Here is a 22,618-nt window from a genome sequence, read left to right as displayed (position 1 = left end):
CGTGGCCGCCCGGACGCGATGGTCAGCGGTACTGGCCGGCCAGCGCCTCGACCTGGGCGATATTGTCCTTGGTGATGAAGCCCGGCCCGGAATTGACGTCGTTGGCCGGGATGACGCCGTAGCGGACGTAGTTGGTCAGAAAGACCACGGGCAGGTAGCCCTGCAGGAAGGGCTGCTGGTCGATCGCAAAATCGATCGTTCCGTCCTTGATCGCGGCGGCGATCTCGGCCGACAGGTCGAAGGTCCCGAAGACGATGTCGTTCTCCAGCCCCGCATCCTTGACGGCGCGGATGGTCGGGTGGGCCGAGGTCGGACCCAGCGTCAGGATGGCCGACGTATCGGGATTGGCGGTCAGATAGGCTGCGACCTTGTTCTGGATCTCGGACGGGTCCTGGCCGGCATCGACCATCTGGTTGCCGAGCGGCACGCCCAGGGCATCGGCAAAGCCCTGGCAGCGCTCCACCGAGGCAGGATTGGTGATGTAGTGATTGACGCAAAGGAAGCTTGTCGCGCCTTCGGCCTTGGCCCGCTCGCCCGCCGCCTTGCCGGCATCGTATTCCGGCTGGCCGACATGCATGAGCGCGCCCATCTCTCGCGATTGCTCGGCCGTGCCCGAATTGATCGTGATGACCGGGATGCCCTGGTCCACCGCGGCCTTGATCGGCCCGGACAGGACATTGGCATCGGCGATGGTGACGATGATTCCGTCGGGGCCGGCCGCCGTCGCCTGCTCGACGATGCGCGCCATATCCGCCAGATCGCCCGTGGGCGGGTTGCGGTAGTCCACGCGGACTTTCATCTCTTCGCCCGCCAGGTTGATGGCGTTCTTAATGGTGTTCCACCAGCTGTCCGAATCGGGCGCGTGGCTGATGAGAACGAACTCTTCGTCGGCCGCGAGGGCCGGGGCGGCCAGGGCGCCGAGCGCGGTGGCCACGGCGAGCGCACGCGTGAAGTTGCGGATCATGATGTCTCCTCCCAAGAGAACACGGGCGCCTTGTCCTCCGGCACCTCGATGGATGGAATATTCCATCCATTTTGGAAGGATTGCAACCCTATTGTTCCAATCTGCCGCGCCGGGCTCCCGTGGCCACCACCAGGGCCGTGGCCAGGGACAAGGTCGCGGCGAGCGCACGGAAGGCGCCGACATCGACTTCCGCCACCGACAAGCGTGTGGCTTTTACCCGCCAGAGCGGGCTGGTCATCGTATCGGTGATGGCAACGACCGGCAGTCCGCGCTCCGCCGCATAGGCGGCCAGATCGACGGTGGCCGGCGTGTAGGGCGCAAATGTCACCGCCACCAAGGCATCGCCCTCCAGCATGGCGTGGCGGGTGTCGAAATGGCCGACCGCGCCGTGCAGGACGGCCGGGATCTCCATCTTCTCCAGCGCATAGGCCATGTAGCTGACGACCGGAAAGACGCGCCGGAAGCCGACCAGATGAATGGTCCGGGCCTGTGCCAGAACCTCCACCGCCTCGTCCAGAGCCGCATTGTCGAGTGCATTGGCGAGATCGGCCAGCGAGTGGCGCCCCGCTTCGACGAATTCGGCCAGGAGCGCGGACGGGCTGTCATGCCCCTGCCGGCGCAGGGACTCGAGCCGCGTGGCATAATCGGGCCAGCGCGGGGCATGCGCCTCGCGGAACAGTTTCTGCATTTCCGAAAAACCGGAGAAGCCGAAGAGCTGGCAGAAGCGCACGAAGGCAGAGGGCGGGACGTCCGCGGCGGCCGCAAGCTCCGCAACGGTGGAGACGGCGATACGCTCCGGCGCCCGTGCGACCAGGTCGGCGCATTGCCGCAGGCGCCGCGGCAGCGTGTCGGCGATGGCCAGGAGCCGCTCGCGAAAATCATCCATGGTTTGCGGCGGGGGCAGCGCGTTCATCGAGCGACCTTATTGACAGCCACCGCAGACAGGCGGCATGACGTATTTGGAACAAAAATTCCATCGCGGCAAGTTACGTACGATCGCGGGGCGCGCGCCATCAACCGGTGCGAGGGAGTGGGAGGACAGGGCATGCGGACCTTCGGGATCGGGCTGATCGGCACCGGATTCATGGGCAAGAGCCACGCCCTCGCCTATCGCAACGCACGTGCGGTGTTGGGCGGCCCGGCGGCGCGGCTCGATGTCCTGTGCGACGTGCCGGCCGACAAGGCAAGCGCCATGGCATCGCAATTCGGCTTCGCCCGCGCCACCGCCGACTGGCGCGAGGTGGTGAACGACCCGGCCGTGGACATCGTCTGCATCACGACGCCCAACCGCTACCACCACGACATGGCCGTCGCCGCGCTCCGGGCCGGCAAGCATGTCCATTGCGAAAAGCCCCTGGCCGTGACGCTGGCGGACGCCGAAAACATGGCGGCCGTGGCCCGGGAAACGGGCCTGCGCACCATGGTCGGCTACAACTACCTGCACAATCCGGCCTTCGATCACGCACGCCGCCTGGTGGACGAGGGCGCCATCGGCGCGCTCCTGCACCTGCGCGGATGGGTGGACGAGGATTACCAGGCCGATGCCGACCTGCCCTGGACATGGCGGGCGCGCGCGGACGAGGCGGGGCTCGGCGCGCTGGGCGATATCGGCTGCCATCTGATCAGCATGGTGACGCGCCTTGCCGGTCCGATCGACAGCCTCGTGGCGGATATGGCGACGCTCTACCCGACACGCCCCATGCCTGACGGGGACGGCCGCGGCGCCGTCGAGAACGAGGACGTGGCGGGGGCGCTCGTGCGTTTTGAAAGCGGGGTCAAGGGAACGCTTGCCATTTCGCGCTGTGCCCATGGGCGCAAGAACAGGCTCGGCTTCGAACTGCACGGAACACGGGGCACGATCGTCTTCGACCAGGAGCGGTTGAACGAATTGCAACTCTACCGTCAGGGAAGCGAAGCGACGGCCGGCTTTACCACCATACTGACAGGCCCGTCCCATCCACCCTATGGCGATTTCATCCCCGCCAGCGGCCACCAGCTCGGCATGAACGACCTGAAGACCATCGAGGCGGCGGCCTTCCTGGCCGAACTGTCCGGCGGGCCCCGGCGCGGACCGGACTTTGCCGAAGCGCTCGCCATCGAGCGCGTCATTCACGCCATCGCGCGATCCGCCCGGGAGGACCGGCGCATCGCGATGAACCCGCAGGAGGACAGACATCCATGACCATTCGCTTCGCCGTCCTGGGCGCAGGACGTATCGGCAAGGTGCATGCACGCGCCATCGGCGCCAGTGAGGGCGCGCGCCTGGTGGCCGTTTTCGATCCGGTCGAGGCGAGCGCCGTCGCGCTGGCCACGGCCTGGGGTGCCGAGCGCCGCTCGATCGATGCCATCCTGGCTTCCGACGATATCGACGCAATCGCCATCTGCACGCCGACCGACACGCATGCCGACTTGATCGAGCGGGGCGTGCGCGCCGGCAAGGCCATCTTCTGCGAAAAGCCCGTCGATCTTTCGGTGGCGCGGGTGCGGCAGTGCCTGGATGTGGTCGCCGCAGAAGGCGGCCGGCTGATGGTCGGCTTCAACCGCCGCTTCGATCCACATTTCCGGGCGCTCAAGGCGGCGATCGACGAGGGTGCGGTGGGCAGGATCGAGATGATCACCATCACCTCCCGCGATCCGGGCCCTCCGCCGGCAGAGTACATCCGGTCGTCGGGCGGCATCTTCAAGGACATGACGATCCACGATCTCGACATGGCCCGCTTTCTCCTGGGCGAGGAGATCGCCTTCGTCAGCGCGACGGGCGCCGCGCTGGTCGATCCGGCCATCGGCACCTTGGGCGATTTCGACAGTGCGAGCCTGATCCTGGAAACGGCGAGCGGGCGCCAGTGCCTCATCTCCAACTCACGGCGCGCGGCCTATGGCTACGATCAGCGTGTCGAGGTGCTGGGCGAAACGGGGATGATCGCGGTGGAGAACCAGCGCCCCGTATCGATCGAGATCGCCGGCGCTTCCGGCTTCACCCGGCCCCCGCTGCATGACTTCTTCATGACCCGCTACGTCGAAGCCTACGCCGCGGAAATCGCGACCTTCATCGCGGGCCTCACGCAAGGCACGCCCCTGTCCCCGACCGGCCAGGACGGGCTGCAGGCGCTGGTTCTGGCTGAGGCCGCCCTGCGCTCCGTACAGGAGGGGCGGCGCGTCGCAACGGCTGAGATCGTCTGAGGGGTTGACACAGTATAGGCCGGTAACGGCCATGCTGATTGCCCTCCGCCCCATCCGGCGGGCCGGGCAGCAAAAAGGGCGGCCTAGGGCCGCCCTTCATTCGGTGCAAAACCGCGCCAGCCCTTAGAGGACCTTGATGTTCACCGCTTTGTCGCCCTTGCCGCGCCGGTCGGCTTCAAGGTCGTAGGACACCTTCTGGCCGTCCTTCAGGGATGCGATCCCGGAATTCTGCAATGCCGAGATGTGGACGAAGTTGTCCGGTCCGCCATTATCCGGCGTGATGAAGCCGAACCCCTTGTCGGCATTGAAGAATTTAACAGTACCAGTAGCCATGGGTATCCTTTTGGGCAAGGTCCGCGGAGTTGCGGTGCCGGTATAATGACATGTCAGGCAAGCAAGCACAAACACGTGCTTGGCGCAAATGCGAATCACCCCACGCCAAAATGGATGGGGTGTTGCAGCAACGCCGCCGCCCGGGCGCAGGCGGTGTTGATGCAGGCGGACACCGGACCGGAATGCGTGCTACAGCCCAGGCTGCGCGCCCGCGATCGGCAAGAGGGGATGTCAGGCCCATGTTTCAGCGCAGTCACCGACAGGATTCAGGGGCCATCGCCGCCAGCGCTGGCCGAAGCACCAGTGGTTGCACGGCGATCGCCATCGCCATAAGCCGTACGATGATTGCCCTTGCTGCCGTTTGTTGGGTGCCTAACTATGCGTTCGGAGGGCAATCATCCTTGTCGCAAGGCTCGAAACGACATGATAGGTTGACGGTCGGCTGCGTCGATTTGTCCGAGGCGGCGCGGCCGGCGGTCCCGGCCAACCGAGACAGTGTGCCGTTCCGCTTGACCGGAATTGAACCGAGGGGCGTACCGGCACGCTGGGCGGAATGGTTGCCGTCCTCCACCTTGGAGAGTGGCGGAGTGCAAGCTCCGACCCATCGGAAGAGTGCGGAGGCAACCGGTACCTCGCCTTGTTAGGATGGGGTTACCACCTTTTAGGGAACTTGGGGTTTTGGCCTCCAAGAAGGCATTTTTATACTGACGGGTATGCAGAGGGCGAACATGCCCAGGGAACCATTGATGTGATCAGACAAGTGGCTAGCAAAGGGTCCCAGAACCCCGAAACAGCCGGGCGGTCCTTCGCCCGCGCCAGCGACCGCCTCATGCGCGTGCTGGGGCGCAAACTTCTGCCGCATGCGATCGCGCCGGGCGAGTGGCTCGTCCTGTGCGAATTGGTCGATGCCGGGCGCATGATGCCGAGCACCTTGGCCGAGCGCCTGAACATGAGCCGAGGCGGCGTTTCGCGCCTGGTGGACCGGATGGTGGAGCGTGGGCTGATCGACCGGACGGCGGATACGAACGACCGGCGGGCGCATTGGCTGTCGGTAAGCCCCAAGGGGCTCGACTCCATGCCTGGCATCGAGGTTGCCGTGGCGGAAGGCGAGGAGCAGTTCTTTGGACGGCTCAGCCAGACCGAGCGGCGCAACCTCCACACCATATTGTCACGCCTGGCTGACAGCGACCGGCGTTAGCGAACCCGGCTCATTCCGCCGCCTGTGCCATGGGCGCGCGTGCCTCGCCTCCCGACAGAAGCACGTCGAGGACTGCGGCACGCCGCCTGCGTGCCGCCGCGGCCGCGGCCAGCCGAACCGGGCCGAAGACACGAACGTGGCTCGGCATGGACAGGTGTTCGGTCACCGCTTGCATGTCCATCGCTGAAAGCGTTGCCAAAAGCCAGCTTCGCAATCGCCCTGATAGATGCCGATGGCCGCGCGCTCACTGCGCCGCTCAGCCCTTTAGCCGCAACGCTCAAGGTCGCCCCGCGCAGGGCGCCCAAGCGGGCCGGGACTCTGAACACCGGCAGGATCCAAGGGCCGACGCTGCGCTTGCGTGAGCGCCCATTGGCATCCTCTCAGCCCAGCACGGGTGGCGTCCCGTCCTGAACAAGGCCGTGTGATTCAGGCATCGGCAGGCCTGGTTTCTCGTTCCAAGCCATCGCCACCACGGGCAACGCCTGGTTTCGCGTCAACGCCCTGCTTCTCTGGGTCCGCGGATCGAGAACGGGCCCCAGACCCAACGTTGGCTGACGCTCAAACAAGCACGTGATGCTGGCGGCCATGCCGGCAACGGGCAGAAGATGACGCAGGTCGCTTGCGCTGGCACCTTCAGACCAAAGGTCGGATAGGCTCGCGTGGCCAGAAGGGAGCGTGACGCCTCCGTCGCGTCATTCCTCAAGCCCCATACGGCCTTCAATGTCGCCCGGCGATCATCAGGATCAGGGAACCAGGCAGCGACGATATCTCAGGCGCTTCTTCCGCAGAAGGGCCCATCACATCGGAGCGGTATCATCTTTCGATGTCGGGCTCCGAGCACTGCGATAAAGGCTGCCGTTCCCGTTTTCCGCGGCTCTATTGAACATCGTACCGATGGGGATATCCGCGCTGCGGTTTGCCACCAGCTCCCGGCGACGTCACTCGACATGAGCCTGTTGCATTATGATCACCTACTTATATCATTTGCATGATAAAGGTTTTTCACTGGAAAGCCTCTCGCTGGCTACATCGATATTGAGTTTACGCCACACCGAGATCGGCGGGTTCATATCGATGTCGGGAAGGTCGGAACGATGGGTAACGAACTTGAGCGGAGCTTGTGGCTGAGTACCCCCAACGGAAGATGGCGATAAGAATACGTATCACGGATATTCACGTAACCGTCCTCGAAAACCTCGGATCTAAGGCTCAATCGGCAAAACTATCGCCCTCTAATTGCCACTTCTTGATAAAATGGCTCGACGGAGAAGAAATTGTTAAAGTTCCGCGATACGCGTGCGACGCTTCGCATCAAGGTGTCCGATCGTGGAGCTGCGCTGCTTATGCTTGCGCTGTGCTTATTCTTTCCATCTGCCGCCTTTGCGGCAGCGGATGGCTGCACGGCCATCGCAGCCAACTTAAACAACAGAACATTCGTTGACGGAAGCACTGACTACTACGCAGTCAACAATCTTCGGTTTGTGGCCGGTCAGAAAATTATCTATAGCGTTCAGACATCTGGAACTTTGACGTCAGATCCAAATTTTACCGGAGGTTTAATTTTAGAATTATCCGGGAACTACCTTATAAATCAGGCCTCATCGATCGGAGCTGAGATTAACGTTTCCAACGTAGAGTATACGGTTCAAACGACCTCAGACTATTATTCAGTATACGCTAACGGTGCATATGGCTCTACGGGTCGCGCTACGATTACAATGGCATGCGCAGGTACTGCCCAGGCCCAGGCACCGACGGCTGGATCGGTAACGACCACGGTCGCTGCCAACAGCACCGCGAATGCAATCGCTCTTGCCCTGTCGGGCGGCACCGCGACATCCGTCGCCGTCGCCAGCCAGCCCAGCCACGGCACGGCCACGGCGTCCGGCACCTCGATCACCTACACCCCCGCCCCAGGCTATTTTGGCTCCGACAGCTTCACCTACACCGCTGCCAACACATCGGGCACGTCTGCGCCGGCAACTGTGACCATCACCGTCCCGGCCATCATCCTGACCCCCTCGCCGGCCTCCGGCGCACTGCCGGGCGCTACCGTCGGCACTGCCTACAGCCAGACCCTCACCACCTCAGGCGGTGCCAGCCCCTACACCTACTCGGCCACCGGCCTGCCGCCCGGCGTCATCCTGTCCACCGGCGGCGTCCTTTCCGGAACGCCCACGGCAGCCGGCTCCTACACCGTCTCCGTCAGCATCGCCGACGCCAACGGCACCGCCGGATCGGCCAGCTACACCATCGCCGTCGCCGCACAGCCGCCCGTGGCCAACGCCGTCTCCACGACGGTCGCCGCCAACTCCTCGGCCAACCCCATCACGCTCAGCATCACCGGCGGCACCGCGACATCCGTCGCCGTCGCCAGCCAGCCCAGCCACGGCACGGCCACGGCGTCCGGCACCTCGATCACCTACACCCCCGCCCCAGGCTATTTTGGCTCCGACAGCTTCACCTACACCGCTGCCAACACATCGGGCACGTCTGCGCCGGCAACTGTGACCATCACCGTCCCGGCCATCATCCTGACCCCCTCGCCGGCCTCCGGCGCACTGCCGGGCGCTACCGTCGGCACTGCCTACAGCCAGACCCTCACCACCTCAGGCGGTGCCAGCCCCTACACCTACTCGGCCACCGGCCTGCCGCCCGGCGTCATCCTGTCCACCGGCGGCGTCCTCTCCGGAACGCCCACGGCAGCCGGCTCCTACACCGTCAACGTCAGCATCGCCGACGCCAACGGCACCGCCGGATCGGCCAGCTACACCATCGCCGTCGCGCCGACGCATACGGTGTTCGGCTTCACGCCCCCGGCCGGCACCCTTCCATCGGCCATGGCGGGCGAGCCGTACCAACAGGCGATCTCGGCCGCCGGCGGCTCGGGAATGAAGATCTACAGCGTTGCCTCCGGCTCGTTCCCGGACGGCATGATCCTCAACGTCTCGACCGGCGCGCTGAACGGACCGCTCAAGCCCAACACCGAGGGCGACTACAGCTTTACCATCGCGGTCACGGACAGCAGTGGCGCGACGAGTTCGGCCAGCTACACACTGAAGGTCAAGCCGCGGGCCGTGACGGTGACCGACAAAGCGGTGACGCTGGCACCGGGGGACGCCCCTCCCAACGTGTACCTCAATGAAGGCGCCACGGGCGGTCCCTTCGTGATGGCGGAGATCGGGCGTGTCACGCCCGCCGATGCCGGCACGGCTCAGATCATCGAGGGCGAGGTGGCCGCGCTCGATGACGTGAGGCCCAAGGGCTTCTACCTGAAGTTCACCCCGAACCCGCTGTTCACGGGATCGGCGACCATCGACTACACCCTGACGAGCGCGCTCGGCATCTCGAACACAGGCGTCGTCAGCTACACGGTGGCACTCGATCGCCAGGCCGTCGCCGGAGAGGCCAACCGAGTCGTGCGCGACTTCGTGGGTGCCCGTCAAAGCCTTCTTGCCAATCACGTCAAGGAGCCGGGACTGATCGAACGCCATCTCGCCAACCGTTCAGGCGAAAGGGCCACGTTGAGGATCGCCCCGAGCGGTAACGGCGTCGGCGTTTCTTTGGCCACCAGCACGACCCAACTCGCCGCTGCGCGTCGCGTGGGTGACCCGGCCATAGGCGATCAGCCAATGCCGTTGTTCAACTTCTGGTTCGAAGGGACGATCCTGGCGCATAAGCAGGGCGGTTCGGCAGGCCGTGCGGATACGTTGATCGGGCCGGACAACGGAGGGACGAACGACAACAACGGCTGGGGAACATTCTCCCTCCTGTCCGCTGGTGCCGATTACCTCGTGACAAGCAACATGCTTCTCGGTCTGGCCGTCCATTCGGACCGGATGACCGATCCCGGAAACGGAACGCATGTTGAAGGGACGGGTATGCTCACCGGCCCGTACGCCTCCATCCGGCTTGCACCGAGCCTCTATCTCGATGCCAGCCTGCTCTACGGCCGCAGTTGGAACGACGTCGATCTGGGCGCGTTCGGGGGCAGCTTCGACACGACCCGTTTGATGGCAACGACGAAGCTGGAAGGACTGCTCAGCTACGGCCCACTGACATTCCGCCCGAGCGTGAAGCTTAGCTATCTCACCGAAAAGGTCGATGATTTCGACGTGGGCAATGACGTGGCGCGTGTCGCCGTCGAAGGCTTCACGCAGGACGACCTGCGCGCCAGCGCCGGGCTGAGGGCGAGCTACAGGATTGTTCTGGACAATGGATGGCGCCTTTCGCCGGAAGTCGGCGGTCGGGTCGGTGTCTTCTCGTCGAGCCGGAGTAACGCGTATGACAACGGTCTGTTCGGAACGGTCGAAGCAGGCTTTTCGATCGCCGGGATCGACGCTTGGACCCTGAGCGCGTTGGGGACGTTCGATGTTCAAGAAGAGGGGACGACCGCCGTCGGCGCGCGTATGGGACTGGCGATTCCGTTCTAAGACCGCTTGCATTCTGGTCACGGCGAGTAGGGCAACGTCGAACCCGCTCTGCGCCTTGCCTGGCAGCCGAATCGTTGTCGGGAGACCTGCGCGCGGCCGGCTTTGATTGCGAAGTGGGCGCCGTGAGGTTCGCCAATCGGCCACGGCTGGCGTTTTTCGCTATGCGCCAAGACGGTTCCGAAGCACGTCTGGCCCCCGTCAGCCAATGGCGGACAGAACTTATGACACGCGCTCCGGCAGGGTAATTGAGGCTCGCGCGGAAGGATCGCGATGTCCGCGGGATGCTGAAACGGGCCAAAGGTGGACGGCGCGAAGGGAAGGGCCGGAAGCGCCGTTTCAGAATTTGGGTACGAGCATGTCTCGATCGACCGTAAACATGGCTTTATCCGACGCATCATCATGACCAGCGCAGCCGGCCACCACCGAGCGCAACCGGCGAGCGTCCCCGATCAGGCCAACACGGCGAGCGATGTCCGGGCCGACATGGCGTACCGCCGGCATCATTGAAGGCCTGCAGCACTTCCTCATCATGCTAAGCAAGCCTGCTCATCGTCACGACGATGATGGTCAGATTGACGGCGCGTCCGTTCGTAGAATGATGTCGGGAACAGAGCATCCGTCTTCCTGCAGCTTGTGCTGCAAAACCTGTTGGATGCCAATGACTGTGGAAATTACCACAATCACCGCTCCTAGTTCCACAAATTAACAAGGCAGGCAAACAATTAAAAGTTGTTTGCGTCGTTATGTCGCACTTTGCACTGCAATCTAAAATCGTCATAAGAGCACAACAGTAACTATCCAAATAACATCTTGTGGCGCTATGCTGAGAGCAATTATCAACTATTCTTGCGATATGCAGATCATTCAGAACTGGATCTTGGCAGTTTACGATGATGCAGCGCTCCACGGCGTCATTGGACAAGGCCTGTGCATCGCAGCCGCCGTCAATCAGGCGATCGACACGACCATAGACGAACTCGTCGGACGGCATGCTCCACCCGAGCTCGTGACCGCGCTTCACCAGCGCATGTTGTGCGAACGAAAGAGCATGATTTATTCGCTCGGTCACGACCTCGAAGTAGAGGGGCACACCGCCTTGCAGCGATGCGCCCAGGCACGGTTGGTCGATGCCTCAAGCGCCCTGGCGGCCCATCAGGTCGAGAAGCCGCGCCCACGAGCGCTGACCCTTGTGAAATGACGTCATCTCGTACTTCTCGTTCGGCGAGTGGATCCGGTCGTCCCCGAGGCCGAAGCCGATCAGGAGCGAGGATACGCCGAGCCTTCGCTTGAATTCACCAACCACCGGGATCGATCCGCCCATCCCGATCATGACGGCCGGTTTTGGCCATTCGTCGCCCAGCGCCTGGCGCGCCGTTGCCAGGACGGGGGAATCGAACGGCAGCTGGATCGCGCCCGAGCCACCATGCTCGTGGAACTCCACCCGGCAGTCGGCCGGCAGACGTTCCGTGACAAACGCACGAAAGCTGGCCCGCACCGCAGCAGGATCCTGGTCGAAGACGAGCCGGAACGAGACCTTGGCACGGGCCTGCGCCGCAATGACCGTCTTGAATCCCTTGCCCGTATAGCCGCCCTCGATGCCGTTGACCTCCGCCGTCGGCCGCGCCCAGACCTGTTCCAGCACCGATCGTCCCTTTTCTCCGGCGGGAACCGACAGGCCGGCCGTGCCGAGGAAATCGGCTTCCGAAAAATCCAATGCGTTCCAGAGGTTACGAACCTCGTCCGGCAGCTCGGCAACGCCGTCATAGAAGCCCGGCAGCGTGACACGGCCGTCAGCATCGTGCAGATCGGCCAGGATACGGGCCAGGACATGGATGGGATTGGCGGCCGCTCCGCCATAATAGCCCGAATGCAGATCCATCGACGCGGCGTGGATGATCACCTCCTCCCCCACCAGTCCGCGCAGCCCGGTGGCGATGGCCGGCGTGTCCCGGTCCCACATATTGGTGTCGCAGACGAGGGCGATATCGGCTGCGAGTTCGTCGCGATGCGCGTCGAGGAACGGGATCAGGGAGGGCGAGCCGGATTCCTCCTCCCCTTCCAGGAAGATGGTGACGCGGCAGGGCAGCGTCCCGGTCTCTGCAATGAAAGCGCGGCATGCCTCGACAAAGGTCATGAGCTGACCCTTGTCGTCGGCCGAGCCGCGGCCGGTGATGCGCCGGCTGCCGTCCGGTCCGGTCACGACGGTGGCTTCGAAGGGATCGCTCGTCCAGAGTTCGAGCGGATCCACCGGCTGCACGTCGTAATGGCCGTAGAAGAGGACATGCGGCGCGTCCGGGCCGGCGCCGTCATGATGAGCGACGACCATCGGGTGACCCGGCGTATCGCGCAGCGAGGCCGAAAATCCAAGCCCCGACAGATCGTCGGCAAGCCATTGCGCGGCCTTGCGGCAGGCATCCGCATAGGCCGGATCGGTCGATATGGAGGGAATGCGGATCAGGTCCTTCAGCCGTTCGACCGATTGGTCCAGATTGGCATCCAGGCAGGCCAGGACACGTTCCAGCGACATGGGTTCACCCTTCCTCGTCTCGTCGTCGATCCGCCGCTTAGACCACATGCGCCGGGCGATTGTCTCGCATCCGATGCATCACAGGATCAGCCCCGCCATCGCGAAGCCACCGATGACGAGGACGATGGAAGCAACGGCGACCTTGCGCGGATGGCGACGCGTCAGCTCGCCCGCGGCAGGGCCGAAGGCGTAGAGAAGCGCGCAGGGGATCAGGTAGCGCAGCCCCCGACCGAACAGCCCCACCAGGACAAAGGTCCAAAGGTCAAGGCTCGTGACACCGCTGGTGATGGTGATGACCTTGTAGGGGATCGGGCTCAAGGCTCCGATGAGGACCATCAGCCAGCCGGCATCGTTGAAGCGGGCGGCCAGCGTGTCGAAATCCCCCGTCAGGCCATAGAAGGCCAGGAGCGGCTGGCCGACCAGTTCGAACAGGAACAGGCCGATCGCATAGCCGAGCATGCCCCCGGCCACCGAGGCCAGCGTGCAGATCGCCGCGAGGCGCCAGGCGCGGCGCCGGTCGGCCATGATCATCGGCGCCAGCATGACCTCCGGAAAGGCGGGGATGAGCGATGCCTCGGCAAAGCACAGGCCGGCCAGAACCTTTTCGGCATGGCGGTGGCCGGTCAGGGCGGACAGTCTCTGAACGAAGGCAACCGAGCCCAAGGACGCTCCTTTCTGCGACGCAACGATACCGATGGTTGCGTGATAGCCCTATAATCCGGACGCGCCGGCCACGGATACGGCCTGCCCCGCCGCAGGCCCGCAAATCACCGTGGCCCGGACGCCATCTCACGAACAAATGAGGCTTGCGTCACCCAGCGCCCCGCAGCCACCGGTCGCCGCTTTGCCATCCGCCCCACAATGATTCTATGACAGGGCAACGGGAGAGTAGATCCATGAAGCGTTTCATCCGCACGCGCGACACGGTCGTGACCGATGCCATCGAAGGTCTTCTGGCCGGCTCGGATGGCAGGGGGCTGACGCGGCTGGACGGCTTTCCGGATCTGCGCGTCGTCCTGCGGGCCGACTGGAGCGGCGACAGGGTCGCGCTCGTCTCGGGCGGGGGGTCGGGCCACGAGCCGGCCCATGCGGGCTATGTCGGCGAAGGCATGCTCACCGCGGCGATCTGTGGCGCGCCCTTCGCCTCTCCCAGCGTCGATGCGGTTCTGGCGGCCATACGGGCGGTGACGGGCGCGGCCGGCTGCCTCCTGATCGTCAAGAATTACACGGGCGACCGGCTGAACTTTGGCCTGGCGGCCGAGCTTGCGCGGGGCGCCGGCCTGAAGGTCGAGATGGTCATCGTCGGCGACGACGTGGCGCTGCCGGACAATCCGCAGCCGCGCGGCATTGCCGGAACGCTCTTCGTCCACAAGCTCGCCGGCGCCCATGCTGCTTCCGGCGCGCCGCTGGCGGATGTGGCGGCCACTGCGCGCGCCGTGGCATCCGCCACCGCCTCGCTCGGCCTGTCGCTCACCGGCTGCCACCCGATCGGCACCGACCTTGCCGACCGCATCGGGCCGCAACAGCTTGAGCTCGGCCTCGGCATCCATGGCGAGCCGGGGGCGGAGACCCGCCCCCTCGAACCGGTGGACGCATTGGTCGACCTGGTGGCGGCCCGGCTTCTCGACGCCGTCCGCCCTCGGCCAGAGGACAGGTTCGCGCTGATGGTCAACGATCTGGGAACGAGCGGCCCCCTGGAAATGAACATCGTCATGCGCGCCGTGGCCCGCAGCGCGCTGGCGCCGCATGTCAGCCATCTCGTCGGACCCGCGCCGCTGATGACCGCCCTCGACATGCACGGTTTTTCGCTCAGCCTCCTGCGGCTCGATCCGCAGCGCACCCGGCTTCTGGAGGCGCCGGCAGCGCCCCGTGCCTGGCCGCCCGCCGCGCCGATGCGGATCGAGGTCGTGCCCGTCCCGCTCCCTGCCGGGCTCGTGCGCAAAGCGGCGCCGGCATCCTCCGATCCGGTCCTGCGCAGCATCCTGTCCACCATCGCCCGCACGCTGCAAGACAATGAACGCTCGATGGACGAGCTCGACGCCAAGGTGGGCGATGGCGATGCCGGCTCGACCTTCGCGCTGGCGGGCCGCAGCGTGGCGGCCGAGCTCGATACACTGCCTCTTGCGGACGGCGCGGCGCTGATGCGGGCGATCGCCGATCTTCTGATGCGCAGCGCGGGTGGATCGAGCGGCGTGCTGATGGCCACCATGGCGGCGGCGGCCTCCATCGAATTCGCACAATCGCAAAACTGGGCGCGGGCCTTTGCCGCCGGCGTGGAACGCCTGCGCCAGAATGGCGGCGCGCGGCCGGGCGACCGGACCATGCTCGACGCCCTGCAGCCGGCGGCCGACAGTCTTCTGGCCGGCGGCAGCCTGTCCGATGCGGCGCGCGCGGCGCGGGCGGGTGCCGACGCCACGGCGGCGATGAGCCATGCCGGCGCGGGACGGTCCTCCTATCTCGGTGCGCGCAACCTGACCGGCATTCCCGATCCGGGTGCCGAGATGGTGGCCCGGGTGTTCGAGGCCGTGGCCGGCCGCGGCTGACGCCCCCGGGTGGCCTGTCATCCCCCTGTTACCGCCGGTTCCTAGAGAGACCTGGAATTCTTCCAGAAAGAGGGTCTCGACATGGACAAGATGAGCGACACGATGGGCAACTGGCCGAATGCGTTCCGCACCAGCCGCCTGGAGGAGGCGGACGGCGAGGGACGCAACCCCACCGGCAACCGCACCATGGGCGACATCATCGCGGCGCGCTTCTCGCGCCGCAGCTTCCTGCAGGGATCGCTCGCCGCGACGGCGATCGCCGCCACGGTCAGCCCGTTGGCCATCGCCACGGCGCAGGATGCACGGGCCGAAAACAGCGGATCGCGCTTCGACTTTCCCGAGGTGACGGCCGGCATCGATGCCCATCATCATGTGGCCGAAGGCTACGACGCCGATATCCTGCTGCGCTGGGGCGACAAGATCTTCGCCGATTCGCCCGACTTCGATCCCTTGGCCCAGACGCCCGAACACCAGGCCCGCCAGTTCGGCTACAACAACGACTATGTGGGCTACATTCCGATCGACGGGTCGAGCGAGCATGGGCTGCTCGTCGTCAATCACGAATACACGAACGAACATCTGATGTTCCCGGGCGTGGTGACGGTTGCGAACGGCGAGATCACCGTGAGCCCGCCGGACCGGAACCGTGTGGACATCGAGATGGCCGCGCATGGCGGCACGGTCATCGAGATCCGCAAGGAGAACGGGAAGTGGACGCCCGTTCTGGACGGTGCCCAAAACCGCCGCATCACGGCGCAGACACCGATGGCCCTGTCCGGCCCGGCTGCCGGCCATGACCGGCTGAAGACCAAGGCCGATCCGACGGGCCGCGCGGTGCTGGGCACGATCAACAATTGCGCGGGCGGCGTGACGCCCTGGGGCACCTACATCATGGCCGAGGAGAACATCCACGGCTACTTCATGGGCACTCTGCCGGCCGACCATCCGGAGGCGGCCAATTACGAGCGCATGGGCATTCCGGAGGGAACCTATGGCTGGGGCCTGTTCCACGACCGCTTCGACCTGTCCAAGGAGCCGAACGAGCCGAACCGCTTCGGCTGGGTGGTCGAGGTGGACGTGTCGGACCCGAACTCCGTCCCGCGCAAGCGCACGGCGCTCGGCCGCTTCAAGCACGAGGGCGCGCAATCGGTCGTCGCCACGAGCGGGCAGGTCGTCTTCTACCTCGGCGACGACGAGCGCTTCGACTATGTCTACAAGTTCGTGACCAAAGGCCGGTTCGATCCGCAGGACCGCGCGGCCAACATGGATCTCCTCGACGAGGGCACGCTCTATGTCGCCCGCTTTGACGAAGACGGCACCATGGCCTGGCTGCCGCTGACCTTCGGAGAAGGCCCGCTCGGCCCGCAGAACGGTTTTTCCTCGCAGGCCGACGTCCTGATCGAAACGCGCCGCGCGGCCGATCTTCTGGGCGCGACGCCCATGGACCGCCCCGAGGATGTGGAGCCGAACGAAACCAATGGCCGCGTCTATGTGATGCTGACCAACAACACCAAGCGCAAGCCCGACCAGGTGGACGCCGCCAATCCGCGCGCCGGGAACGCCTTCGGCCATATCATCGAGATCGCCGAGGAAGGCGAGGACTTCGCCGCGACGACGGGGCGCTGGGAAGTGCTCCTGAAATGCGGGGACCCTTCCATTGCCGATGTGGGGGCGACCTTCTCCACGCAGACCAGCGCCAATGGCTGGTTCGGAATGCCAGACAATTGCGCGGTCGATGCGGAGGGCCGTCTCTGGGTTTCCACCGACGGCAATTCGCCCAAGGCGACGGGCCGGACCGATGGCGTCTGGGCGGTGGATACAGAAGGGGACGCGCGCGGAACGTCGCGCCTGTTCTTCCGCGTGCCCGTCGGGGCGGAAATGTGCGGCCCCCTGATGGCGCCCGACATGCAGACCATGTTCGTCGCCGTCCAGCATCCCGGCGACGGGGGCGAGGACTGGGAAGGCTTCGGCCGTCCGTCCTATTACGAGGACCTGTCCACCCGTTGGCCGGATTTCGACGATGCCATGCCGGTGCGCCCGGCCGTGGTGGCCATCACCCGGCAGGGCGGCGGCCGCATCGGCTGAAGCGACGATGCCGGAGCGGCGCGGTATGCGTCCCGCCGCTCCGTTACGCCGTGGCGCCCGGCGTTTCCTTCGGCGTCGCGTGCTCTTCGCGGATGCGGAACCAGGTAATGTAGAGCGCCGGCAGGAACAGGAGCGTCAGCACCGTTCCGACGATGATGCCGCCCATCATGGCGTAGGCCATGGGGCCCCAGAACACCTCGCGCGAGATGGGGATGAGGGCCAGGCTGGCGGCGGCGGCGGTGAGCATGATGGGCCGCATGCGATGCTCCGTCGCCTCCACCACGGCATCCCAGGGCGAGTCCCCCTCCTCCTTCGCATGCTCGATCTGCACGATCAGGATGACCGAGTTGCGGATCAGGATGCCGGCCAACGCCAGGACGCCCAGTATGGCCACGAAGCCGAGCGGCGCATTGGCGATCAGAAGCGCGGCCACCACGCCGATGAGGGCCAGGGGCGCCACCGAAAAGACCAGGAAGAGCCGCTGGAAGCTCTGCAGCTGGACCATCAGCACCGTTGCCATGACAAAGAGCATCAGCGGCACGACGGCGATGATCGGGGCCTGGCTCTTGCCGCTTTCCTCGACCGCGCCGCCGGTCGCGACGGCATAGCCGGCCGGCAGTTCGGCCGCGAAGGCATCGATGGCAGGGGTCAGCTGGCGCACCACCGTATCGGGCTGGATCGTGCCCTGGACGGCCGCCTGAAGCGTGATGGTCGGCTCGCGCGAGCGGCGCCAGATGACCGGCTGCTCCATCTCGTAGCCGATGGTGGCGATGGCGGCCAGCGGGACGGACTGGCCGCTGGACCCCGGAAGCTGCAGGTTCTGCAGCGTATCGATGGAACCGCGCTCGGCGGCATCCGCCCGCGCGACCACGTTGACGAGGTAGATATCGTCCCGGACCTGGGTGATGGCCGAGCCTTCCACGACGCTGTTCAACGCGCCGGCGATATCGGCCGAGGAGACACCGAGGCGACGGGCCATGTCCTGCGAGACGTTCACCCGCACGACCCGGGCCGGCTCGTGCCAGTCATAGACGATCTCGTCCAGGTTGGGGTTGGTCGCCATGACGGTGGCGAGCTTTTCGGACAGGCCCCGCACGGTCTGGATGTCCGGCCCGCTGATCCGGTACTGGACCGGGCGCCCGACCGGCGGCCCGATGTCGAGAAGCTTCACGAAGGCATCCGTGCCGGGGAAGGTGCGGCGCAGATAATCCTGCAACTCGGCGCGCACCGTATCACGCACATCCAGGCCCTTGGTCACGACGACGACCTGCCCGAAGGACGGATCGGGCGTTTCCACGTCGAAGGACAGGATGAAGCGCGGCGCGCCCTGGCCGACATAGGCCGACCAGTGATCCACATTCGGATTGCCGGCCAGCATCTGTTCCTCGAACTGGCGGATCTGGCGGTCGGTCTCGGCGATGGAGGCATTCTGCGGCAGGTCGAAGTCGACGATCAGCTCCGGGCGGTCCGACGAGGGAAAGAACTGCTGCTGCACATGGCCGAGCCCGTAGAGGGAGACGCCGAAGGCCAGGAAGGTCAGGCCGATCGTCACCCAGCGCGCGCGCATGGCAAAAAGCAGGACGTGGTGGAAGACCCGGGCGAAGCGGCCCTTCTGCGCTTTGTGGTCCGGCAGTTTGCGCGGTAGGATCGTGACGCCGAGAAGCGGGGTGAAGAGCACCGCCACGATCCAGGATACGAGCAGCGCGACGGCCATGACCACGAAGAGCGTGAAGGTGAACTCGCCGGCATTGGAGCTGTTCAGCCCGATGGGGATGAAGCCGGCCACGGTGACGAGCGTGCCGGTGAGCATGGGAAAGGCGGTCGAGGTATAGACATAGGTCGCCGCCTTCTGGAGGGCGTCGCCGACCTCCAGCCGCGCGACCATCATCTCGACCGCGATCATGGCATCGTCGACGAGCAGGCCGAGCGCGATGATGAGCGCGCCGAGCGAGACGCGCTGCAGCGATATGTCGAGATAGGCCATCGCCAGGAAGGTGATGGCGAGCGTGAGCGGAATGGAGATCGCGACCACGAGGCCGGCCCGCAGGCCGAGGCTGATGAAGCTGATCGCCAATACGATGGCCACCGCCTCGAACAAGGCCCTCGTGAAGTCAGAGACGGCCTCGTCCACGACGACGGGCTGATCGGCCACCCGGACGATGTCGACCCCCACCGGCAGCTGCCCGGTGATGCGCTCCATCTCCGCTTCCAGCGCCTCGCCGAAGGCGAGGAGGTTGGCGCCCGGCCGCATGCCGATGGCCAGGCCGATGGCTTCCTCGCCATTGGCGCGGAACAGGCTGGAAGGTGGATCCTCGTAGCCGCGGGTGATGGTGGCGACATCCGTCAGCGGGAAGAACCGGTCATTGATGCGCAGGTTCACCGCGCGCAGGCTGTCCTGCGAGGCGAACTGCCCGCTGACACGGACCGAAACGCGCTCGGGCCCCGCCTGGATGACGCCGGAGGGGCTGATGGCGTTCTGCTCGCGCAGCGTGTTGATGATCTCCTGCTGGTCGATGCCGAGCGCCGCGATCTCCCGCGTGGAGAATTCCAGATAGATGACCTCGTCCTGCGCGCCGAGGATCTCGACGCGGCCGACATTGTCCACGGTCAGAACGCGGGCGCGCACATCTTCCACGATGTCGCGCATCTCGCGCCGCGTCAGCCCGTCGGACTGGAAGGCGTAGATGTTGCCATAGACATCGCCGAACCGGTCATTGAAGAAGGGGCCCTGCACGCCTTCCGGAAAGGTCGGCTGGATGTCCTGGATCATGTTCCGGACCTCGAGCCAGATCCGGGGCACGTCGCGCGCCGGTGTCGTATCGCGCAGGTTCACGAAGACCGTGGTGACGCCCGGCCGGGTCACCGACCGGGTGAAGTCGAGCGAATCGAGCTCCTCGAGTTTCTTCTCGATCCGGTCGGTCACCTGCAGCGCGGTTTCCTCCGCCGAGGCGCCGGGCCACTGCGCCTGGACGAGCATGGTCTTGATGGTGAAGTTCGGATCTTCCTCGCGGCCGAGATTCACGTAGGACCAAGCGCCGGCCAGAAGGAAGACGATCATGAAGTACCAGATCATCGACCGGTGCCGCAGCGCCCATTCCGAAAGGTTGAACCGCTCCTGCGTCACAATTCCCCCTCGCCCACGCGCACACGCTGCCCGTCCTGAAGCCGGTTGACCCCGGCCACCGCGATCCTGTCGCCATCCGCAAGGCCGGACGTCACCTCCACCATGCCGCCAATGGCAGGCGCCACGGTGACGGGGCGCAGCGCGACATGGCCATCCGTCCCGACGGTGAAGACATGCGCACTACCGTTGCTGCCGCCAATCGCGCTCTGCGGCACCAGGATGCGCGCCGGCCCCTCCGCCGACGGAAAGACGCGCACCGTCGAGCCCAGCCGGAAATCGGGCCCCGGATCGGTGAGGGCGATGCGCACGCGCCGCGTGCGGGTTGCCGGGTCCGCGCTGGGTGCGATCTCGCGGATGGTGCCGCGTGCCGTCAGGCCGTGATCGAGTTCCAGAAGCGCGGCAAAGCCATCGCCGACCGAAAGGCTGGAAGCCAGCTGGTCCGGCACGTCCACCACGGCTTCGCGCACGTCCGGCCGCGCCAGCGTCAGGACGGCCTGGCCGGGACTGACCACCTGCCCGACCTCGGCATTGGTGGCCAGGACGACGCCGTCGTAATCGGCTTTCAGTTCCGCGTAGTTGCGCTGCTCACGCGCCTTGGACAGGCGCGCCTCGGCGCTGGTCACCTGGGCCTGCGCGGTGCGCCGCTGCTGGTCGGCCGATTCGAAGCTTGCCGGGGTGGAGGCCCGCGCCGCCAGGAGTTCGCTCTGGCGGTAGGCGACGCCGGAGGCTTCGGCAAGCTGGGCGCGGGCGCTGAGAAGGTCGGCTTCGGCGGCCTGCACGGCAAGGTCGAGCTGCGTCGGATCGACGGTGGCCAGAACCGCCCCGGCTGCGACCGTGTCGCCGGTTTCCACCGGCCGGGAGGTGATCCGGCCCAGAACCCGGAAGCCGAGGGCCGTCTGGATGCGCGGCTCGATCGTTCCCGGCAGGTCGAAGGATGGCCCACTCACGCCCGCCACATCCATGACGAGGACGGGCCGGACGACGGGCTCGGGCGCTTCATCCCCTTGCGAGCAGGCGGACAGGAGCGCCGTGAGCAGAATGGCGGCAACGGGGCGCATGGTCATGTCCCGGCCTTGTCCAGAATGGACACCACCTCGTCCGGGCGCAGGAACTTGGTTCCGTCCACCACGACGCTTTCCCCGGCCTCCACCCCCTCCGACAGGATGATGCGCCCCGTTTCGTAACTGGCGATCGATACGCGCCGGAGCTGCGTCTGGCCATTGGCGGGATCGACCACCCAGACGGCCGGATGGCCGGCGTCGGAGGCGAGTGCGCTCCAGGGCAGGACGACGCCGCGGCCGGCAAAAAGCTGCGCATGGCCGACAATGGCCGATCCGAGGTTCATCCGCGCGGGCACACTGTCCATCGCCACCTTGACGCGGACCGTGCCCGTATTGGCATCGACCGCCGGCGAGATTTCCCGCACGGTGCCGGTCGTCTCCACGCTGGGATCGGTCGCCAGCGTCAGGCGGATCGCCTTGGCCTCAGGGCGTTCGTAGAGCATCCGCTCATAGACCTGGAACACCGCGTCGCGCGGGCCGTCCTCGGCCACGCCATAGGCGGTCTCGGCGGCCTGGACCACCTGCCCGACCTCGATGTTGCGTTCGGTCACGACGCCGGGGGCCGTGGCGCGCAGTTCGGTATAGGACAGGGCGTCGGCCGACGTCCCCTGCTGCGCCTCTGCGGCATCGAGCGAGGCCTGGGCCGTGCGCACGGCCTCCTGCGCGCGCTCGAAGACGCTGCGTGTCGTCAGGCCCTGGCGGAACAGCGCGTTCTGCCGGTCGAACTCGGAGCGGGCCTGGTCGAGCTGCGCGTTCGCCGCCGCGACGCCGGCCTGCGCGGCCGCAAGGTCGGCCTGCTGCTCCTGCGGGTCCAGCCGCGCCAGGACATCGCCCGCGGCGATCCTGTCGCCCACATCGACCAGACGCTCGGTCACGCGCCCGCCCACGCGAAAGGCCAGCGAGGTTTCGAACCGGGCCCGAACCTCTCCGGTCAGCGCGGCGGCCGATTCGTAATCGGTATAGGCGGCTTTCTCGACACGCACCGGTGTGACGGGCGTCTCGGACTGCGCGGCCGGCGGCCGGCAGCCGGCAAGGGCAAGCATCAAAGGCAGCGCCAGGACAAGGATGCGGTGTGCCATGCGCTCGTTCCGGACGCTCCTGCCGATGGCGATAGGGTCCCCGAACTAGCCATCCTTTGACGGGAAGGTCAATGCGGGCAAATGCCCGCAT

17 protein-coding genes are annotated in these 22,618 nt (G+C 65.8%); 8 read left to right on the top strand and 9 right to left on the bottom strand.

Annotated elements, in window-relative coordinates; all coding sequences use genetic code 11:
- Positions 1 to 22: 22 nt before the first annotated feature.
- Both AUL30_RS05120 and AUL30_RS05115 read right to left on the bottom strand, forming a co-directional pair.
- The gene (locus AUL30_RS05120) at positions 23 to 964 is read right to left on the bottom strand and encodes a sugar ABC transporter substrate-binding protein (RefSeq protein ID WP_062226763.1); all 942 of its coding nucleotides are present in this window, start codon (positions 962 to 964) and stop codon (positions 23 to 25) included.
- Positions 965 to 1,052: 88 nt separating this feature from the next.
- Entirely contained in the window at positions 1,053 to 1,877 is an 825-nt protein-coding gene (locus AUL30_RS05115) for a MurR/RpiR family transcriptional regulator (protein WP_062226762.1), read from the bottom strand.
- 132 nt (positions 1,878 to 2,009) lie between these two features.
- On the opposite strand from AUL30_RS05115, the gene AUL30_RS05110 reads away from it, so the two are divergent.
- Positions 2,010 to 3,146 carry a Gfo/Idh/MocA family protein gene (locus tag AUL30_RS05110; RefSeq protein ID WP_062226761.1) on the top strand — a complete coding sequence of 379 codons (1,137 nt, stop codon included), beginning with the start codon at positions 2,010 to 2,012 and terminating at the stop codon, positions 3,144 to 3,146.
- The gene (gene iolG, locus AUL30_RS05105; RefSeq protein WP_062226760.1) at positions 3,143 to 4,144 is read left to right on the top strand and encodes an inositol 2-dehydrogenase; all 1,002 of its coding nucleotides are present in this window, start codon (positions 3,143 to 3,145) and stop codon (positions 4,142 to 4,144) included. The genes AUL30_RS05110 and iolG overlap by 4 nt, the downstream gene beginning before the upstream one ends.
- Before the next feature lie 123 nt (positions 4,145 to 4,267).
- Here the strand turns inward: iolG and AUL30_RS05100 are convergent, their stop codons facing one another.
- Complete coding sequence (locus tag AUL30_RS05100; protein WP_062226759.1) at positions 4,268 to 4,477, bottom strand: cold-shock protein; 210 nt, start codon at positions 4,475 to 4,477, stop codon at positions 4,268 to 4,270.
- Positions 4,478 to 5,225: 748 nt separating this feature from the next.
- On the opposite strand from AUL30_RS05100, the gene AUL30_RS19210 reads away from it, so the two are divergent.
- Entirely contained in the window at positions 5,226 to 5,675 is a 450-nt protein-coding gene (locus AUL30_RS19210; protein ID WP_192843011.1) for a MarR family winged helix-turn-helix transcriptional regulator, read from the top strand.
- Positions 5,676 to 5,685: 10 nt separating this feature from the next.
- Here AUL30_RS19210 and AUL30_RS19670 read toward each other — a convergent pair whose 3' ends face one another.
- A complete protein-coding gene (locus AUL30_RS19670) occupies positions 5,686 to 5,841 on the bottom strand; it encodes a hypothetical protein (protein ID WP_157069909.1) in 156 nt (51 codons plus the stop codon).
- A gap of 316 nt (positions 5,842 to 6,157) precedes the next feature.
- Between AUL30_RS19670 and AUL30_RS20255 the strand changes: the two genes are divergently transcribed.
- The 3 genes from AUL30_RS20255 to AUL30_RS19665 all read left to right on the top strand — a co-directional run bounded on the left by AUL30_RS20255 (position 6,158) and on the right by AUL30_RS19665 (position 11,306).
- A complete protein-coding gene (locus tag AUL30_RS20255; RefSeq protein ID WP_407638263.1) occupies positions 6,158 to 6,328 on the top strand; it encodes an ArdC-like ssDNA-binding domain-containing protein in 171 nt (56 codons plus the stop codon).
- A 1,065-nt stretch (positions 6,329 to 7,393) separates the two neighbouring features.
- Positions 7,394 to 10,108, top strand: coding sequence for an Ig-like domain-containing protein (locus tag AUL30_RS05090; protein WP_062226757.1), 2,715 nt, complete (start codon positions 7,394 to 7,396; stop codon positions 10,106 to 10,108).
- 853 nt (positions 10,109 to 10,961) lie between these two features.
- Positions 10,962 to 11,306 (top strand): hypothetical protein, encoded by a 345-nt coding sequence (locus AUL30_RS19665; RefSeq protein ID WP_157069907.1) that lies wholly within the window; start codon positions 10,962 to 10,964, stop codon positions 11,304 to 11,306.
- Here AUL30_RS19665 and AUL30_RS05085 read toward each other — a convergent pair.
- Positions 11,241 to 12,635 (bottom strand): M20/M25/M40 family metallo-hydrolase, encoded by a 1,395-nt coding sequence (locus tag AUL30_RS05085; protein WP_062226756.1) that lies wholly within the window; start codon positions 12,633 to 12,635, stop codon positions 11,241 to 11,243. The two genes, AUL30_RS19665 and AUL30_RS05085, sit on opposite strands and share 66 nt — an antisense overlap.
- Positions 12,636 to 12,713: 78 nt before the next feature.
- Complete coding sequence (locus AUL30_RS05080; protein ID WP_244490715.1) at positions 12,714 to 13,298, bottom strand: YqaA family protein; 585 nt, start codon at positions 13,296 to 13,298, stop codon at positions 12,714 to 12,716.
- Positions 13,299 to 13,531: 233 nt separating this feature from the next.
- Between AUL30_RS05080 and AUL30_RS05075 the strand changes: the two genes are divergently transcribed.
- Positions 13,532 to 15,178 (top strand): dihydroxyacetone kinase subunit DhaK, encoded by a 1,647-nt coding sequence (locus AUL30_RS05075; protein ID WP_062226755.1) that lies wholly within the window; start codon positions 13,532 to 13,534, stop codon positions 15,176 to 15,178.
- Positions 15,179 to 15,259: 81 nt separating this feature from the next.
- On the top strand, positions 15,260 to 17,263 hold the full coding sequence (locus AUL30_RS05070; protein WP_407638262.1) for a PhoX family protein: 2,004 nt from the start codon (positions 15,260 to 15,262) through the stop codon (positions 17,261 to 17,263).
- A gap of 43 nt (positions 17,264 to 17,306) precedes the next feature.
- Here AUL30_RS05070 and AUL30_RS05065 read toward each other — a convergent pair whose 3' ends face one another.
- From AUL30_RS05065 to AUL30_RS05055, 3 genes are read right to left on the bottom strand one after another with little or no spacing between them, the layout of a single operon-like run.
- Positions 17,307 to 20,387, bottom strand: coding sequence for an efflux RND transporter permease subunit (locus AUL30_RS05065; protein WP_280137386.1), 3,081 nt, complete (start codon positions 20,385 to 20,387; stop codon positions 17,307 to 17,309).
- Positions 20,384 to 21,451: an efflux RND transporter periplasmic adaptor subunit gene (locus AUL30_RS05060; protein WP_062226754.1), complete on the bottom strand. Its 1,068-nt coding sequence runs from the start codon at positions 21,449 to 21,451 to the stop codon at positions 20,384 to 20,386. Before AUL30_RS05060 ends, AUL30_RS05065 begins: the two co-directional genes overlap by 4 nt.
- Positions 21,448 to 22,527: an efflux RND transporter periplasmic adaptor subunit gene (locus AUL30_RS05055; RefSeq protein WP_062226753.1), complete on the bottom strand. Its 1,080-nt coding sequence runs from the start codon at positions 22,525 to 22,527 to the stop codon at positions 21,448 to 21,450. The genes AUL30_RS05060 and AUL30_RS05055 overlap by 4 nt, the downstream gene beginning before the upstream one ends.
- Positions 22,528 to 22,618: the final 91 nt, after the last annotated feature.

Origin of the sequence: Aureimonas frigidaquae (assembly GCF_001463905.1) — a bacterium.
In the GTDB taxonomy this organism is placed as follows: Bacteria; Pseudomonadota; Alphaproteobacteria; order Rhizobiales; family Rhizobiaceae; genus Aureimonas; species Aureimonas frigidaquae.
Note: the sequence above shows the minus strand (reverse complement) of the source record. Positions and strands in the feature narration are given on the sequence as shown.